This window comes from Paenibacillus sp. J31R98 (assembly GCF_056269245.1).
The window spans coordinates 785,187-802,602 of sequence record NZ_JBWDNO010000002.1; the positions used below are offsets into that span (position 1 = coordinate 785,187).

Consider the following 17,416-nt stretch of genomic DNA (forward strand, 5'->3'; position numbering starts at 1 on the left):
GAGTTATTATTAAGCATAGGATCATGTGTTATCTTGCGGTATACATGGAATGAACCGTTCAATCGAACCGTCAAAAGGAAACTGCTTCAGCGCGATGCGTTCCTGCAAACGCTCGACCTCCTGCCTGACTCTAGCAATTAACTCTGGTGGGTACGCGAATTTGGCGGCATGGCTAACGAACTCATCCTCGTCAACGATTTGCCAGTTTCCCCGCCTATAGACAAGATCAATGTCCAGATCAACGAATGTGACCATACCGTCTTCCATCCGGGCCGGCTCGCTAATGTTGCAATAGTACTGGGCAAGCTTCCCATCGATAACATCTGCGCTAACCGTAAACCAAGAATCGAATGGGAAACATTCAATCGTCCAGTTCTCCACCGTAAACGTCTTGCCTTTCGTAAAATGCTTCAGCTTCCTTCCATAGTGCCCAAGTACGAAAATATGCGAGTCTGTTCGCTCAAGCAGCGTAGTCCGCCACTCATAGTGCGGGCGATCACCGTACTTCCGAGCTTGTATGGTAACGTTCACGGACAACCATTTCGCGGTTTCTTCGAGAATCGTGAGGTCGCGGACCAGCATGAATCTATGCGGGTCGTTCTCAATCTGCTTAGCTGCTGCAGCTCTCATCATCTCTAAGGCAGTGTTCATGGGCATCCATTCCACTTGCATGCCTAACTCGAGCTCTTCATGCGAGAGCGAAATGCTGGTCGAATGCTGCACGACTTTCCCCACATAGCAAGAGGAGTGCTGGAGGAAGCCATTGTAGGCTTTATGTTCCTCGATAACTCCAATCTCATGAATCACTTCCGCTGCGCAGCCTGTCTCTTCTTGAATCTCCCGAAGGAAAGCGCTCTGCGGATCTTCCCCTTCTTCAATGCCGCCTCCAGGAAGCTTGTAGAGCTGCACCTTCGTCATATGCATCATGGCTACTTTCCATTCGTCGTCGAATAGAACGCCTCTAGCGGCATAGCGGGAGACATCAGCCAATAATTTAGGCGTGCCGCCAGACCAATCGCTGTCTGTGAGTTTTCTTATTAAACGCATCTGTTTGTCCTCGCTTATCTATTATTACGGAACTTGTGCCATTCCTCTAAATTAGAACTAAATGCCTATAAGATACTGGTAGAGTATACCATGTCGAATATTGTATTGTTAGATAAAAAAACTCCTTCTCATCGAATTAGAGTGATGAGAAGGAGTTTTTAAACTATTGCGAATAACCACGAGTCAAAGTTCCCGGTCTGATTAGTAACAATTAATTGGTATATTCATCACTATCATAATTTGCAATCTTGTCGAAGATCACATATTCAGTGCGTGAAACGAATGGCCCCTTATTCCAAATTTTCTCAAATGCATATCGTTCTGGCCCCACTCCATCTGCTCGTGATGCACACCAGTTTTGGAATGCACTTAGTTGTTGATCAGTTAAATCGTATTGCTTCAATTGGCCATTTACTAAATATAAGGTTAGAACATAGTCACCGGTAATTACATTGTTTTCCGTAGACGAACTTACCTCATTTATAGTGGAATATTCATCAATATCAAAGTTTACGATTTTATCATATACTACAGACTCGGTTCGAATAGTAAACGGGCCTTTATTCCAAGGTTTATCGAAAGTGTAATTTGAAGGTCCTACATCTTCTGCTCGTGAATCATACCAACTCAGAAATTCATCTATTTGTTGAGTAGATAGATCATATTCTTTCTTTTGTCCTCCGACTAGGTAAAGCGTAAGTATCGCTCTTTCAGGGTGTAGTTCTTCGGAAGCTATTGTAGAAGTATCTTTCTTAGCGAGGTCCCCTGCAATGAATAGTTTGTTATTAATGACTCCGAAAAATGGCAAATTGCGTACTGAAGGAAGACTTAACTTACTTGTCCATGTATTATGATCAGGGTCATATGAATTAAGTGCTGTTGACTTGTTAGTTCCAATCAGAATTTCACCGTTCAAAATGACTGCAAATGCTCTGTCCCCAACACTTAAACTATTTGGAATTGAGGTCCATTGGTCAGATTCTTCATCGTATTTCTCAATTTTATCACTTACTGATCCACCAATTGAATAGATGGATCCTTTATATGTTATGGCTGCCGCACCAAATCTCGCGAAATTCAGATTTGCCTTCGTTGTCCAAGTGTCCGTAGCTGGATCATAGACCTCAACCTTGTTGGAAGGTACACCTACACCAGCAATAGCACCACCAATTACATAAATTTTATCGTTTAGAACTGTAACACTGGTTGCGAACCTTGCGGTAGGCATATTCTTTTTTGCTGTCCAAGTATCTGTCGATAGATCATATTCATATACCTTACTAACAGGCACTCCTGAACCGGCTGAAGTAGAACCGCCAAATGTATATATTTTCCCATTGTATACTGCCGCCTGTACACCTACGACAGCAATTGGATAATCAGCTTTTGCTACCCAAGTATCGGATGCAGAATCATATGCTTCAACTTTCTTGCCAACTGTTGCATTGTTAATATCTGACGCATAGGGTCTTCCTGCAATTGCAAATAACTTCCCATCAACAGTTGCACTTGCCCCGTATGCGTGTTCATAAAGCATATTCGCTTTTGATTCCCATGTGCCTTCAGCGTTTACAGGTATCGCAACTTGTAACAGAACCATCACAGAAACAAATAATAGCAATAGATTTCTCTTCATGATGTACCTCCAATTATGTAATGAAATTATCATACAAGTAATAACCAGTAATTATCAGTCTTGTAATATACAAAATTTCACATTATACTTTGTGGTTAAATAAACCATCAGCACAGAGCAGTAAATTTCATTCCCATAATACTATTTCCTTCAACGTTCATGACAAAAAACTCCTCCTCATCGCTTTTAATGGCAAGTGATGAAAAAGAGTAATTATCAAAACTTATGGAGTGTTCTGTGTACCAGTTTTTAATGCTTTAGGTACTCAGAACCTTTGGAATTACAAGCACCCAATCTCAACCAACAAAATAAAAAAACCTTGATTCATCAAGGTTTTCGTTGGATGCCGAGGACGGGAATCGAACCCGTACGGTGGTCACCCACCGCAGGATTTTAAGTCCTGTGCGTCTGCCAGTTCCGCCACCCCGGCATGATATGTATGATTGAGGAATGGTGGGCCCTGAGGGACTCGAACCCCCGACCAATCGGTTATGAGCCGACCGCTCTAACCAACTGAGCTAAGGGCCCTTACGATAATAATCGAAAGGTTGGTTGCGGGGGCAGGATTTGAACCTGCGGCCTTCGGGTTATGAGCCCGACGAGCTACCGAGCTGCTCCACCCCGCGATAACACCAATTCACTACAAACATTCAATGGCGACAAGAATTAATATACTATATGAGACAAGTATTAGTCAAGCCTTAATATTCTAAGGGAGGAATCGAACACCAAATCGGCCCTTGCGCGAACGAAACACCTCAATTTCTTGAGGACATTCATAACCGTACACCCACCAATCATTTTCCATCCTCTTCACTAAACAGCCCGCTTGAAATTTGGTCTCGTACAATTTCCCCCAATACACCCATTTCATGAGCCTCGCTCCTTTCTTCGCCGTTTTGATTAGGATACCCCAATTTCGGAAAATCAAGCATTCTCCCCCAAAACGAAAAACCGCACCGGCGCAAATGCACCGATGCGGTTCTGTAAACGAAGGAAGGCTTTTAAGCTAGCATAATTCCTTGTTCCATATTACTTATTCCTTATCCATTATCCTTTATCCCTTAACGCCGCCTGGATTCACATACACGTCTCCGCCTACTCCGCCGCCGTTACCCGGATCAAGCGGACCATTCGGATTATCCTTGATCTTCTGGAGCAAGGCGTCGCCTTTCGTCTGCCATTCCTTCAGAGCATCCTCGACCGATTTCTTGCCCTGGATAACGTCCTGGAAGAGCGGCTGCGCAAGATTCTGTACTTGGTACAGGTTCTGCTTGTCGCGATACAGTTTATCCAGCTCAACGTCTTGAGGCGGTATCGGCTTCAGCGCATAGAACGCGCCGATGTTGTAAGTCATTCCTTCTTTCGGCTTGAGGAACGACTTGCGGGATACCATCTCGTACGTGCTGCGCGACTTCAGCTTCGCCCATTCCTTGCTGTTGTTGAACTTGATGAAATCCCACGCATCATCAGGGTTTTGCGCCTTATTGTTAATCGCCATCAGGTTACTCAGATAGACATTGCCGCCGATGCCTGGAGCCTCCTGAAACTGTGGAACGGTTACAACATCCCAGTCGATCGTTGGCTTATCCGGATTTTTCGCTGCATAGTCTTTCAGCTTCGCCAGCTCGTTCACGTAGTCATAACCCGCAACAGTCATTGCTAGGCGACCATTAATGAACAGATCGCCATTGAAAGGATCATACACAGGTTTGCTCGTATCATCTATCGCCCGCGGTCCTCCACCTCCGTTATTGAGGTCTTCGCCCGTCGGGACGATTTTCTCCTTGTACAGGCCAGCCAGATCGTTCCATACTTTACGCCACTGCGGCTGATCTACGGTCATTTTCTCCGCTTTGTTATCGAAAATCTTCAGCTGCAACGGAGCTGCATAGCTCTGGGAATCATAGAACGGGTCTCCGCCCCAACGGTTGAACGAAATCCCGAACTTGCGCTCTTTGCCTTCACCCTTCGCAAGGCGCTTCGCCAGCGCAAGAACATCCGGCCATTCCATATTATCCGTTGGCAGTGTTACGCCAGCCTCTGTAAACAGCTTCTTATTATAGTAGAGCGCTGAACCGCTAAATGTCGGCGTGAGGGCGTACAAATATCCATCGCCAGCATCCTTGATTCCGTTAATAACCGTCGGGACGAAGTCATCGATATCGAACTCATCCTCTTGAATAATCGGATCAAGCTGCTTGAGCAGGTTATCCTGAACGGCACGCTTGAGATAACTGGACTCGAGAATAACGACGTCTGCCGGATTGCTGCCAGTCAGCATCTCTTTGATTTTCTCATAAGGGTCGGGCTGCTTCTTGTTCGGATCTGGCTGCTCAAATCTCTGATCGTCATAGTTGATAGCAGAGACAACTTCAATATCTATGTTTGGGTGCAACAGCTCGTAGCTGTCCGTAAACTGCTGACGCAAATACGGATCATTATCCGAGTTCGAATACATAAATCCAACCCGCAGCACATGCCGATCCGCATCGCTGTCTCCATCCCCTTTCGTACACGCCGCTAGCGTAGACGTGAGCATGAGCGCACTAACAGCTGCTGCTGCTGACCTCTTCAATACGACTCGCTTACGATTCTCTCTTCTCTCCATGTTCGTTTACCCCTCCAATGATTTAGGCGGTGAAATGATAATACGCTCCCCATCAAACTCCATCGACGCACGATCAGAAATCTGTAGCGCAGTTAAGTACGCTTTCGGGATCTGGAGCCTGCCCACGCGGTCTACGACAACATACTCTTCATGAATCGAGTGTATGCCACCTTCTCCTTCGCCAGCGCCGTGGCCTGCTCCATTCCCGAGCTGCTCTACGTCATCCAAATTCGGATTTCTCTTTACAAACTCCGTGCTCGTCAGTCCATCCCGAATCGCCACCACCCGGTCAACCTTGCTAGCAAGTGATAGATCATGGGTTACAATGACGACTGTAATGCCAAGCTCTCGGTTCAGCCTGCGAAAAATATCCATGATGAGCTCGCTCGTCACTGTATCTACCGAACCGGTCGGCTCATCCGCAAGCAGCAGCTTCGGTCGATTCGCGAGCGAGATCGCAATCGCAACCCTTTGCTGCTCACCGCCGGACAGCTGATGCAGCTTGTTATGCATCCGCTCCTTGAGACCAACCCATTCGAGCAGCTGCTTCGCGTACGCGCGGTCGAGCCTTGATGATAGCATCATCGGCATCTCGACATTCTCAAGCGCCGTCAAGTAGGGCAGCAGGTTGCGAGCGTTGCTCTGCCAGATGAAGCCAACCGTATCGCGTTTATACTCCACTAACTGCTCCTCTGAAATCTTAAGCAAATCCCATGGCCCGACATGAACTTGACCCGCTGACGGACGATCCAGGCCACCGAGAATATTGAGCAGCGTCGACTTCCCGCTTCCGCTGTTGCCGATGATCGCCATCATCTCGCCGTCTCGCACATGAAGATTGAGACCTTGAAGCGCGACGACCTCGAGATCGTCTGATTTATAAATCTTTACAAGTCCTTCGCATGTAATCATATTTCAGCTACCGCTCCTCCCCCATCTTCACCGCTTGATGAACTCGCAATCTGCGGATGTGAATAAGCAATAACAGCGCGCCCATCAGCATCATACAACCGACGACGATATACAGCTGCGTCGTGTCCTTCGCATCGAACACAACCCGGAATGGCGGAACGGAGTTCGCCACATTATCGGTCGTTTGCAGGAAAGGCAGGAACAGCAAGCTCGTAATCTTGCCAATGATAATGCCAAGTCCGATAGACAGCCCGGCTGTAAACAGCTGTTCGAGCAATAGCATGCCTGTCAGCTGCTTGCGCGAGAGCCCCATCGCTCTCAGTACGCCGAACTGAACGATACGTCCAGACAGGTTGAAGAACCAGAAGAGCAGGTAACCAACCAGCGACACGATGATCGAGACGAGGAAACCAAGACTTAGAATACCGAACACACCGCCCCGAGTTGGATGCTTGGACTCCGCAGCGAGCTCGATCCGAACATCCTGTACGTTCGCGAGTTCAATGCCTTTGCTCTCGAGCTCCTTCATAATCGGTCCTGTTAGCGCGCCTGGCTTCATTTTGAGCCACACGTCATAAGGAATCATTGGCACTTGATCGTAGATGTAATCGAGATTCGCGATCAGGAATGGCGATTGATCCGGATACTGACTCGGCCAATACGGGACGATGCCGACGACGACGAAATCAATCATGCCGTCCGGCAAGCCTACTGATATTGGTGACCCTAGCTTCAGCTGATACTTCTCTGCGACCTTCGTAGGGATAATAGCTGCATGCTCGTAAAGCCCTAAATTCTTCAAATAGTTGTACGGATGAGCCGGATACAGGTCATTGCGGAACCATGCCACTTTGGCAAAATCGACATTATCGATCCCCATCAATGTACCTTGGCCGATGGACTTGTCAGCGACCACGATGTTGGCTTTCGTCTGCAACACGCGAGCGGCTGCTTCAACGCCTTTCAACGTACGGAATATCTCGAAAGGAGGTTCAGAATAGATAATTTTTGTCGGAACAAGCGTACCGCCCTCACCGGAGCCCGAACCGCCAGAGCCGCCTGAACCACCTCCGCTTTCTCCTCCATCTCCACCGCCTGAACCTCCACTACCACTACCGTTTCCTTCACTGCCTCCGCCTTGAGAGCCCGAGCCGCCGCCAGAATTCTGCACCTCTGCACTGCCCTCCCAGACCGTCTGCATCACGACATCCGTTCCGTACTTGTAGAGCGTTCGCTCCGTAGAGTTCAGATCAATCGTTCGCGCAGCCGAAGCGTTATAGACGCCAAGACCGAGAGTTAGGATGAGCAAAATCATAAGCGGATAATAGCCTCTCGATGAACGGGAAAGCTGGGATAGCGTTAGGAATAATGGAACTGGCAGCACCCTGCGACCTAGCCAATTGAACAGCTTAAGCAGCCATGGAAATACGCGCAGGAAGAAGAGTCCCATTGCGAAGATCGAGAGCGCTGGCACGAAGAACAGAAACGGCTGCACGTTCAGCTGATCCGTCGTCAAATTGCTCTTGAACGAGATCATCTGCCTTTCGTTGAATAAGTACCAGCCATATGCCGACACAGCGAGGAGCAGCACATCGCCATACCAACGCTGCCATAACGGCTTGCGATCTGAGCGGGCAAGCTGCTTCTTGTAATCGACGATAGACGCCTTCGCATAGATGATGGCGGGAATAATCGTCGCGAGCAGCGCTAGCATAACTGCCAAGGCGCCAGCCAGAATTGCCTCTGTCGAGAATCCAACCGGAAGCGACTTCCGATTCACGAATTCGAGGAATCCATTGGCTGAGCCGATGCTCTTCGCCATAAACCAGCCGAGCAGCGGACCGATGATCAGGGCGATGATGCCCAGCAGCAGCCCTTCCACGAAGTAGATTCGGAAGATCTGCCGCGTTCCTGCGCCCCGGCTCCGCAGCACCGCAATATCGCTGCGCTGCTTATCGAGCGCTTGCCGCGCGTTCATCGCGATGAAGTAGAACACCATCGCGAGCATCGGAGCTGCCAGCGTGAACAGCAGCAGCTGCAGCTGCAAGCTCTGCTTCTTGAACTCGCCTAGCAGCTTCGCGAACGAGATCTCGACTCGCGTATCCTTAAGCCGCTGGTAGAGTTCAATATTAAGCCGATCCAGCGTCTTCCCTAGTGGCGATAGCTGGCTCGTTTGAATGTTCTTCAGATCGAATACATAGAACCAGTTCGCGGTATGTACCGGAACTTTGCGATCATTAAGCAGTCCTTGCTGGAACGCTTTCTCCCCGATCTGCAGCGTGCTCATCATGCCTTCCAGCCCTTGATACCAGTAGGGATCGGTATCGCTCAATGGCTTGTAAGCACCGACGATCTTCACCCGAAGCATCAGATTAAGACCGCTATAGATCGGATACTCAAACACGTCGCCGATATGCATGTCGCTTCGGTACATGGCTTCTTCCATCATGACCGCTTCGACCGTATCATCCGATCCGATCGAGTCTGTATACCAGCGCCCCTGGGTTAGCTGGGCCTTCTTATCGAGACCGGACATCGCCATCAGCGCCATCGTTCGCACGCGGCTTGCATCGACTTTCGCCGGATCTTCCGGCGTGAGCTCCGCGCTTCGGATCGAATAGCTCTGCACGTAGGTGCCGAACGGGAATCCGATCTCCTTCGGAACATCCTCCCGCACGAATCGGCTAACCTCGGTGAGCGCCTTCGTATCCGTATTTCCCTTTGTCTCCTGGTAACGCATTAAGAGAGACCCTGCCGGCAGCCCTCCGCTCTCATCTTTCAGAGACTGCGCAACGACCCGCTTCAGCGCGCCGTCCGCATACATCGGGATGCTCGTTGCGAAAGCGACGGCAATAATTAACCCGACCAGCGAGCTTAACGTGAGCCATCTGGTATTCCACATTTTCCGTAATAGAAATCGAAATAACGGCATCCCCATACGTTAACGCCCTACGACTTTCTGCCCCGGCTTCAGCCCTTGCAGAATCTCAACCTGCGTAGCCGTCGTTTGGCCGACCTCTACGTCAACCTCGCGTTTACCTTGCTCATCCACCACCTGCACATACGTACGCGAACCAATGGTGCGGAGCGCTGACGGCGGGATTACAATCGCATTTTCCTTGCGGTTCATAATGATCGAGACCGACAGCGGAGTGCCGCGTGTTGCACTCTTCGGCATGCTAGCGAGCTTCACCGTGAGAAAATCCTCCGGACGTTCCGGACGCTGTGCGCCATTGCCGCCGCCACCTTGACCGCCGTTACTGTCGTCCTCCTTCTGAACCGGAAGCTGTGCAACGGTTCCTTTGATCTCGCCAGCGTTGTTGATGTCCACGACAACCGGCATGCCGACGGATACGCCTTTCAGCTCCTCTGTCGTCATGACCGCTGCCGCCGTCAACTGGCTCGTATCAGCAATAATGCAGACTGGATCATAGGCTTTGATCAGATCGCCCTTCATCACGTTCAGTGCAACGACTGTCCCCGTGAATGGAGCGGTAAGTGATGCCTTATCAATCTCCAATTGCGAATCAACAAGCGCTTGACGCTTCTCTTCGAAAGCGATCTTGGCAAGCTCGAACTCGGTCGGGTCCATCTCATCCTTCTTGCGCAGCGTGTCCTTCATCTGCACTTGATCGCGAGAAAACTGCAATTTATCGGTGCGCAGCTGCTTGCGCATATCATCGACGTCGAGAGAACCAATCACCTGGCCCTTGGTCACCTTCTGGCCTGGCTTGATGTTGAGCTCCTTCAATCTTTTACCGTCGAGCGTGAAATATAGCGTCTCTTCCTTCAGCGAAATCATCTTACCAATTGCGGTCTTCTTCGTTTCAATTGTCGCGGTCGTTACTTCATATTCCGGCTTCTTCGAAATTTGCGGAGGCGCTATTTCTGGCAGCACTTCCTCATTACTTTCATCCGGCAGCAGCGAGCAGCCTGTCGTCATTAGGAGCGAGGCACCTATGACAATAGCAACCGCTGCCTTACTGGAACGAACCGTCAACCATTTCGTAAACATGATCGGCAACCTCCAGAATCGTGGGATCGTGTGTAGTCATACAGATTGTCACTTGTTCAGTCTCGATAATCGTCTGGAAGAGCGACATCACTTGCGCAGACATTTGGGAATCGAGCTCCGCAGTCGGCTCATCGGCGAGCAGCAAACTCGGCTTATGGGCAATCGCTTTCGCAATGGCGACGCGCTGCTGCTCTCCGCCGGATAACTCAAACGGCCGATGGTGCATGCGCTTCGACAGCCCGACGAGATCAAGGCACTGCTCGACCCGTGCCTTCCAAGTACTGCTCGGCACGCCAGCCATTCGCAAGCTAAGCTCGACATTCTCGTAGGCGGACAGCAGCGGCATGAGCGCAAATGCTTGAAAAATAAAGCCGATCTCCTTGCGCCGCACCTTCGTCCTCTCATCGTCACTCATCGTGTGGAAGGGGAGCTGCTTGAACGTAATTTGACCTTTGGAAGGTGTATCCAGGCCCCCGATTAAATTAAGCAGCGTTGTTTTCCCAGAGCCCGAGCGTCCGCGAAGCATAACAAGCTGCTGCGGTCTTAGTTCCATCTCTATGCCTTTCAATACGTGCAGTGGCTGACCACCAACTTGAAATGTGCGCCATACGGATTCTGCTTTGAGCAGAGGCTCTGTTATCATTCTTTATCTAACCCCCTCTCCGATTAGAAAACTCTAATCTAGCTATCATTCAGACGTATCTAACCTCCTTAAGGTTACACGTTTAGGCGACTGAATTTGATAAAATTTTCATTAAGAACCAAACTTACCCCCGAAGCGTGATGGCATTGCCGGACGAGTACTTTTTCATGCCTCGATGGAAGAAGAGAATGCCTATTGCCAAGAAGCCAATCGTGATTGAGACTGCCTCTAGCACGAATACCACATCGAAATCCCGCAGCAGTCCGATTGGCAGATAACTAATGAAGCCTGCCGGAATAATGGAGAACAGCAGCGCCTTCGCCAAGCCGCGAAAGATATCGGAAGGATACGTAGATAGCGCTAGAAAGCTGTTGAATACTTGATTCGCGATGCCATCCGAATTTCCTACATAGAAGGAGAAGCAGCCTGCAATAATCGTTACCGCCATAATTAATAGGCCACTAATGAGCATGGCAGCCATGAATAAGAGCGCGCCGCGCAGTGTATGATCGCCAACCCATGCGTAGACAACAAGGCCAAACAAGAAGTCACCGACAGCGGTGACCGACATCCGGCTCGCTAGCACATGCAGAAGCACAGGCTTGGGCTGCGACAAGTAAACGTCCAGCTGTCCGCCGGAGACGATCGGAGCGATCCGGTTGAAGTTGCCGAATAACATATTCGCCCAGCCGAAGCCTCCTGCCCCAATCGCCCATAGCATCATCACATCACTTAGTTCCCAGCCGTTCACGACTTGAAACCGTCCGAAGAACAAGCTCCAGAAGAACAGCCACATGAAATTATTAATGAACATCATCCCAGCGAGCATGAAGAAGCTCAGCCTATATTCCATCGCTGATGCAAGATTCACTTTCCAGCAGGTAAGCACGAATCTCACCGTTCCCCAGCTGCTTCCTCTCCCGTGACGACTCTGCTCATACTCTCTCGTATTATCCGCCATTGACATGCAATTTTGCCACTCCTCTCCGATAGATCACCGTCACTGCTGCTGCAAGCGCGGCAATCCATGCCGCTTGGATGCCGATCTGCTGCACCACGGATACCCCGCCATAATTCACAGCTGTCCGAGCCGGAAAATACAGCATCGCCTGGAACGGCATCCACGCGCATATCCGCTGCAGCCACTCCGGCATTAGATCAAGCGGGAGCAGCATGCCGCCGACGGTAAATTGCAGCTTGTGCAGAACGAACTCCATCCCCCTCGTCTCCTCCACCCAGAACGCGCATAGCGCGACAATCATATTGAGCAGAAAAGCAACTGTAATCGCTCCGAGCGTTAATGCGAACAATCCTGCCCAGCCAAGCCCGAATGTCGGCGGTCCGGCGAACGTCCATGCAATGATGCTGCCAACCGCAAGGTGGATGAAGAAGCGGAAGATCGCTTCCGCCATATAAGAGGAATAATGATAGCCGACATATGAGAACGGTCTGATCAGTCTGATCGCGATGTCGCCGTTCTTCACTTCGTTCTCAATAATCCCGCATAGCGAAGGAACCGCCATCGTAATTGCTTCTGTGAAGACGAGATACCAGATGATCTGCTTCAACGTATATCCGTCGATCACCTTCGTGCTGTCTCCCCCGTATGCAGCGCCCCAGAGCTGGACGAAGACGAACAGAATGAGCAGAAGGAAGCTCGATCGCATAATAAAATCCGTCTTGTACGCCAGCTGCTGCCGCCAGGTAATCCGCGCAACAGCTGCTGCCTTCAGTCCCTTTAAGGACCAGGTGGTGAACAAGGGCTGACTGCTTTCGTTAACCTTCATGGCACTAACCCCCCGATCCATAAATATGTGAAATGATCTCTTCCATTGGCGGGTCTTCGACGGTCACATCTTCTAATCGGAACTGGCCGATCAGGCTGCCAAGCACTGTCTCGATCTCGGTCAATTGCAGGTCAACCGCAAGCTTCACCCGTCTGCCCTCTACCTTAATGACTTCCGTACCAATCATCGTAGGAAGCATCGCCGGGTTGAAGCCGTTTGCCAAGGTGAGCGAGATGATTTTGCGGCTGAGCACCTCCCGCTTGATTCGATCCACAGGCGCATCGAGCAGGATACCGCCATGGTGAATAACGACTGCCCGCGAGCACAGTTCCTCGACATCGCCGGCATCATGGGACGTCAGGAACACTGTCGTCCCTTCCTCCTTGTTCACCTCGCGAATGAGTTCGCGAATGCGCTGCTTCACCACAACGTCGAGGCCGATCGTTGGCTCATCGAGGAAGAGCAGCTGCGGCCGGTGCAGGAAGGAAACCGCAATTTCGCAGCGCATCCGCTCACCGAGCGACAACTTGCGAACCGGAATGTTCAAATACGGTCCGAGCTCGAACCGCTCGATAAGGTCATTTCGGCGCGCGGCGTATTCGCTGCGGTCCAGCTCATAGATGCGGCTGATCAGATCGAAGGTGTCAATCGGCGGAAGGTGATACCACAGCTGCGATTTCTGTCCGAACACCGCGCCGATGCGATAGGCCAGCTTCGCCCGCTCGCGCCAAGGCGTCAGCCCGAGCACCTCTGCTTCGCCGGATGACGGATGCAGAATACCCGTCAACATCTTGATCGTCGTTGATTTGCCCGCCCCGTTCGGACCGAGGAAGGCTACCATCTCGCCGCGCTGAACGGTCAGATCGATGCTCTTCACTGCGATTTTCTCCTCCCACTCCGGCTTGATCAGCGAGCGGAGACTGCCGGTTAATCCTGCGCGTTTCTGTTTGACCGTGAATCTTTTGCTAAGCGCATGTGTCTGAAGTGCTACCATTGCCATCTTGTTACTCCCCCTGTCTGCTTCTCGTACTCCGGCGCTGTGTCACGCGAATAACACAAAAAAGACCTCCTGCGAGCGCCGCCTGTCAAATTGAGGCGGAACTTGCCGAAGGTCTTTTATCCCTACGGTGTAGCTTGACTATCGTCGTTAGCTCGGTTTCGCTCGGTTCGCCCAATCGCGGATCCCTAGAAACCCTTCCGTTTAATGTAACATATTAGCATCCAATTTTTAGGATGGCAACAGATTTTTTACAGGGATTGTCTCCACTTGAATTGCACCGTTATACGTCGTTACTTGAAGGCGGTGGCAATCTTCGTCATCTTGGCGAAAAGCAATCGTCTGGTTATCGCCTTCACCTTGCAAATCCGCGAAAGTTTCCCCATTAAGTATGCAGCGTGCTCTTCCTCTGTTGAACTTAAACTCGCCGTTCAGACCGATCACGCCTTCCTCGTAGACAATGTTGACTGCGCCGTTATGGGTCTCTGCTGTCAGCTCAGACATCACTTCGCCATTAAACGTCTCCTTACGCTGACCCGTTTCTCCGCTTCTTCGAACATAGACGCTAACCGCCCCGTTCTGCGACTTGCATTCCATCTGTTCGAAAGTAGCGTCTGCGTCAATATTCCCGTTCTGCGTATGAAGCTCGACCTCTTCCGCGATAAGATCAAACAGTTTGATCTTACCGTTAACCGTATGGCACGTAAGCGCTTCGAACTTGCCGCTGACTTGAATCTTGCCGTTCGTCGTCTTCAATTCAGCCGATTCCATCAGCCCGGACTCAAGCTTAATCGAACCATTCATCGACGTCGATTTCAGATTTTCAAGCTTCATGTCGTGCATTTTAATGGAACCGTTATTCGTTGTAAGCTCAGCAGTTTCGGACAGAAGACCGTGGATTTTGATCGTACCGTTCATCGTTGCCGCTCTGAATTGCTCAAAGCTCTGCTCTACAGGAACATGGATGGCGATAACGATCTCATTCTCTAATTCACGATCACGATGATTGTCCGATGGCTTGATCGACAGTACGTATTGATCCTCGCTATGATTTACGAGTACAGACTGATGTAGCCATTCGTTCAGCGCTCGCTCACTCCAGCCATTGTGCTCTTTGAAGCTCACCTTAATTTCTGTGTGCGACTTATCCCAAGTTTGATACTGAATCGAACCCTCATGCGCAGTAAATTCCATCCGCTCGATTCCGGATGCATCGAAGCTGCTTGTCCACTCTGCAGCTTGTCCACGTTGAGCCAGCTCTTGTTCATTTTCTTGTTCTTGTTCCTGTTCTGCCTGATGCTCTAACGTAGGCGCAGCCTGAGCTTGCGGCGCCGTTTGTGCCTGCTCCAAAGCTTCCAACAGTGCCAAGCCTTGCTCAGCAGTAATTTTACCTTCCTCAATCATTCGAATGACCATTGTACGTTCTTCATTCATCGCTTTACTCTCCTCCTATTTTGGACTCGCGCCGATTAGTTTCAAAGCTTCTTCTACCGTGATTGTGCCTTCATCGAGCTTCGACAAAATTTGTTTCCGCTGCGAATCATCTACAACATCTTGCGTGTTTGTGGATGGCACAGCTTGTACTGCAGGCGCTGCTTCCGGCTCAGATTGGAATCCGAGCGTGTCCACAACTTGATCAAGCCGGTTCCTAACCGTTGGGTACGAGATACCAAGCTCCTTCTCCATCTCTCGGATGTTGCCGCGTACCTTCAAGAACACTTCGACAAAATGCAGCTGCTCCCCATTCAGTGAGGCTAGTCTAGTCGATTCAAAATTCCCTCTAATCACTGTCGTGCAGTGGTCGCACTTCAGCTCCTGAATCGTCAACTTGCTCTCGCATACCGGGCATTGCTGCGGCGGGGGATATTTCAGAAGTATCACTCCTTATGAAAGTGTGAATTCAATTGTTCAAGTTCTACATTGACTATATTAAAGTATTTAATGAATAAATTCAATATCTAAGTTTAATATTTTAATATATGTGTTAAATAAGGTTTGAAGCTTAAAGATCACTTTGAATAAGAAGTGCTTTTTATATTCCTGCTAAGCTGCCCTCTGACCGTCGTTCTATCCCCTAACGGAACGTAAACACCTTATTCGGCCGAAATTAACTCTTCGACAAGTGTAACGGAACCCAGAAGCGCTATTCACCACTTTTGCAGCCAAAAGTAACTGTTTCCTACAGAATAACGTTTGTGAGTACCGTTACATCGCAAAAATGACCGATTTCGTCCAAATAGCGACTCTGGAGGCCGTTAGCGGCGATATCAACTGTGTCAGCTCAATAAAAAAAAGACCTGAAGCTTCAATATCAGCTTCAGGTCTTCCTGCGTAACTTATACGCCGAACGCTTGCGGGTTCTCGCGCCACGATTGCAGCAGCGCTACGTCACTGTTCTGTACGATGCCCTTCTCAGCTGCAACCTCGATGAGCGCCGAGTAGTTCGACAATGTCGCGAGCGGAATGCTTTCTTGCTCGAATGCCGCAACGGCTTGCGGGAATTGGTAGGTGAAGATCGCCACGACGCCTTGCACTTCGCAGCCAGCTTCGCGAACTGCTACAGCTGCCTTGAGCGAGCTGCCGCCAGTGGAGATTAGATCCTCGATCAATACAACCTTCTGCCCCGGCTTGTAATGACCTTCGATTTGGTTCGTCTTGCCATGACCCTTCGCCTTGTCACGAACATACAGCATCGGCAGGTTCAGCTTCTGCGCGACCCATGCCGCGTGCGGGATGCCGCCTGTTGCGATGCCGGCTACCGCTTCGCAATCCGGGAATTGCTCGCGAATAACTGTCGCGAAGCCTTCCGCGATCAGCTCGCGGATTTCCGGGTAGGACATCGTCAGACGGTTATCGCAATAAATCGGGGATTTCATCCCGCTTGTCCAAGTGAAAGGCTCGTTCGGACGAAGCGCTACAGCGTTGATGCTAAGCAGTCCGCTTGCGATTTCGCGTGGCAATTGTTGTAGTGTTGTTGTCAACTAAATCAGCTCCTCGATGATGGATTGTAATGCTGCGCGCGGGTCGGCAGCTGCTGTTATAGGACGGCCGATAACCATGTAATCCGTGCCGGCTTCGATTGCTTGGCGCGGCGTCATAATGCGTGACTGGTCGTTCACATCTGCGCCTGCCGGACGAATGCCAGGCGTGATCGTGCGGAAATCAGCACCGCAAGCCGCTTTGATCAGTTCCACTTCCTGCGGGGAAGCAACGACGCCGCCAAGACCAGCTTGCTTCGTCAATTGCGCGTAACGCACAACTGCATCCTGCACGGAACCGCTTATGCCAATCTCATCGTTCAGCACCGCCACGCTTGTGCTTGTTAGCTGCGTTACTGCGATGACGAGCGGGCGCTGCAGAGACGGATCAGCTGCAAGAGCTGTCTCCACGCCTTCCATAGCAGCCTTCATCATATCAATACCGCCAGCCGCATGAACATTGAACACGTCAACGCCAAGCTTCGTGATGCTGTTCGCGCCGCCTTTAACCGTATTCGGGATGTCGTGCATCTTCAGGTCGAGGAATACTTTGTAGCCACGTTCCTTCAAGCTTCTCACGAAGCTCGGGCCTGCTGCGTAGTACAGCTGCATGCCGACTTTCATGTAACATGGAATTCCTTCAAGGCTGTTCACCAGCGCTTCCGCCGCAGCTGCATCAGGATAATCCAGCGCAACCATAATGCGGCCAGCCGCTTGCTCTCTCGTTAGACTCATTTCCGCTCCACCTTCCCGTGTTCTTCGCTATACATGCATGGCGAAAGCCTGCTTG

14 protein-coding genes and 3 tRNA genes are annotated in these 17,416 nt (G+C 50.3%); all 17 read right to left on the reverse strand.

From position 1 onward, the window contains the following. Window positions 1–21 precede the first annotated feature (21 nt). The 17 genes from AC0YNX_RS12265 to pyrF all read right to left on the reverse strand — a co-directional run bounded on the left by AC0YNX_RS12265 (window position 22) and on the right by pyrF (window position 17,361). The gene (locus tag AC0YNX_RS12265) at window positions 22–1,047 is read right to left on the reverse strand and encodes a DUF402 domain-containing protein (RefSeq protein WP_475815951.1); all 1,026 of its coding nucleotides are present in this window, start codon (window positions 1,045–1,047) and stop codon (window positions 22–24) included. A 211-nt stretch (window positions 1,048–1,258) separates the two neighbouring features. After that, on the reverse strand, window positions 1,259–2,683 hold the full coding sequence (locus tag AC0YNX_RS12270; protein WP_475815952.1) for a Kelch repeat-containing protein: 1,425 nt from the start codon (window positions 2,681–2,683) through the stop codon (window positions 1,259–1,261). 344 nt (window positions 2,684–3,027) lie between these two features. Beyond that, window positions 3,028–3,113, reverse strand: a tRNA-Leu gene (locus AC0YNX_RS12275). 21 nt (window positions 3,114–3,134) lie between these two features. Beyond that, window positions 3,135–3,211: transfer RNA gene (locus tag AC0YNX_RS12280), tRNA-Ile, on the reverse strand. Window positions 3,212–3,232: 21 nt separating this feature from the next. After that, window positions 3,233–3,309 (reverse strand) — tRNA-Met (locus tag AC0YNX_RS12285). A gap of 431 nt (window positions 3,310–3,740) precedes the next feature. Continuing rightward, window positions 3,741–5,294, reverse strand: coding sequence for an ABC transporter substrate-binding protein (locus tag AC0YNX_RS12290; protein WP_475815953.1), 1,554 nt, complete (start codon window positions 5,292–5,294; stop codon window positions 3,741–3,743). Window positions 5,295–5,300: 6 nt separating this feature from the next. Then, window positions 5,301–6,206, reverse strand: coding sequence for an ABC transporter ATP-binding protein (locus AC0YNX_RS12295; RefSeq protein WP_475815954.1), 906 nt, complete (start codon window positions 6,204–6,206; stop codon window positions 5,301–5,303). A 7-nt stretch (window positions 6,207–6,213) separates the two neighbouring features. Then, window positions 6,214–9,144, reverse strand: a complete 2,931-nt coding sequence (locus tag AC0YNX_RS12300; RefSeq protein ID WP_475815955.1) for an ABC transporter permease — start codon at window positions 9,142–9,144, stop codon at window positions 6,214–6,216. Window positions 9,145–9,147: 3 nt separating this feature from the next. After that, complete coding sequence (locus AC0YNX_RS12305; protein WP_475815956.1) at window positions 9,148–10,221, reverse strand: efflux RND transporter periplasmic adaptor subunit; 1,074 nt, start codon at window positions 10,219–10,221, stop codon at window positions 9,148–9,150. Beyond that, a complete protein-coding gene (locus AC0YNX_RS12310) occupies window positions 10,187–10,864 on the reverse strand; it encodes an ABC transporter ATP-binding protein (RefSeq protein WP_475815957.1) in 678 nt (225 codons plus the stop codon). Before AC0YNX_RS12310 ends, AC0YNX_RS12305 begins: the two co-directional genes overlap by 35 nt. Before the next feature lie 124 nt (window positions 10,865–10,988). Then, the gene (locus AC0YNX_RS12315) at window positions 10,989–11,831 is read right to left on the reverse strand and encodes an ABC transporter permease (protein ID WP_475815958.1); all 843 of its coding nucleotides are present in this window, start codon (window positions 11,829–11,831) and stop codon (window positions 10,989–10,991) included. Then, entirely contained in the window at window positions 11,815–12,651 is an 837-nt protein-coding gene (locus AC0YNX_RS12320; protein WP_475815959.1) for an ABC transporter permease, read from the reverse strand. Before AC0YNX_RS12320 ends, AC0YNX_RS12315 begins: the two co-directional genes overlap by 17 nt. Window positions 12,652–12,655: 4 nt before the next feature. Next, window positions 12,656–13,651: an ABC transporter ATP-binding protein gene (locus AC0YNX_RS12325; protein ID WP_475815960.1), complete on the reverse strand. Its 996-nt coding sequence runs from the start codon at window positions 13,649–13,651 to the stop codon at window positions 12,656–12,658. A gap of 228 nt (window positions 13,652–13,879) precedes the next feature. Then, the gene (locus tag AC0YNX_RS12330; protein ID WP_475815961.1) at window positions 13,880–15,082 is read right to left on the reverse strand and encodes a DUF4097 family beta strand repeat-containing protein; all 1,203 of its coding nucleotides are present in this window, start codon (window positions 15,080–15,082) and stop codon (window positions 13,880–13,882) included. Between the two features lie 15 nt (window positions 15,083–15,097). Next, a complete protein-coding gene (locus AC0YNX_RS12335; RefSeq protein WP_475815962.1) occupies window positions 15,098–15,529 on the reverse strand; it encodes a DUF2089 family protein in 432 nt (143 codons plus the stop codon). Between the two features lie 455 nt (window positions 15,530–15,984). After that, on the reverse strand, window positions 15,985–16,629 hold the full coding sequence (gene pyrE, locus AC0YNX_RS12340; RefSeq protein WP_475815963.1) for an orotate phosphoribosyltransferase: 645 nt from the start codon (window positions 16,627–16,629) through the stop codon (window positions 15,985–15,987). After that, a complete protein-coding gene (gene pyrF / locus AC0YNX_RS12345) occupies window positions 16,630–17,361 on the reverse strand; it encodes an orotidine-5'-phosphate decarboxylase (RefSeq protein WP_475815964.1) in 732 nt (243 codons plus the stop codon). Window positions 17,362–17,416: the final 55 nt, after the last annotated feature.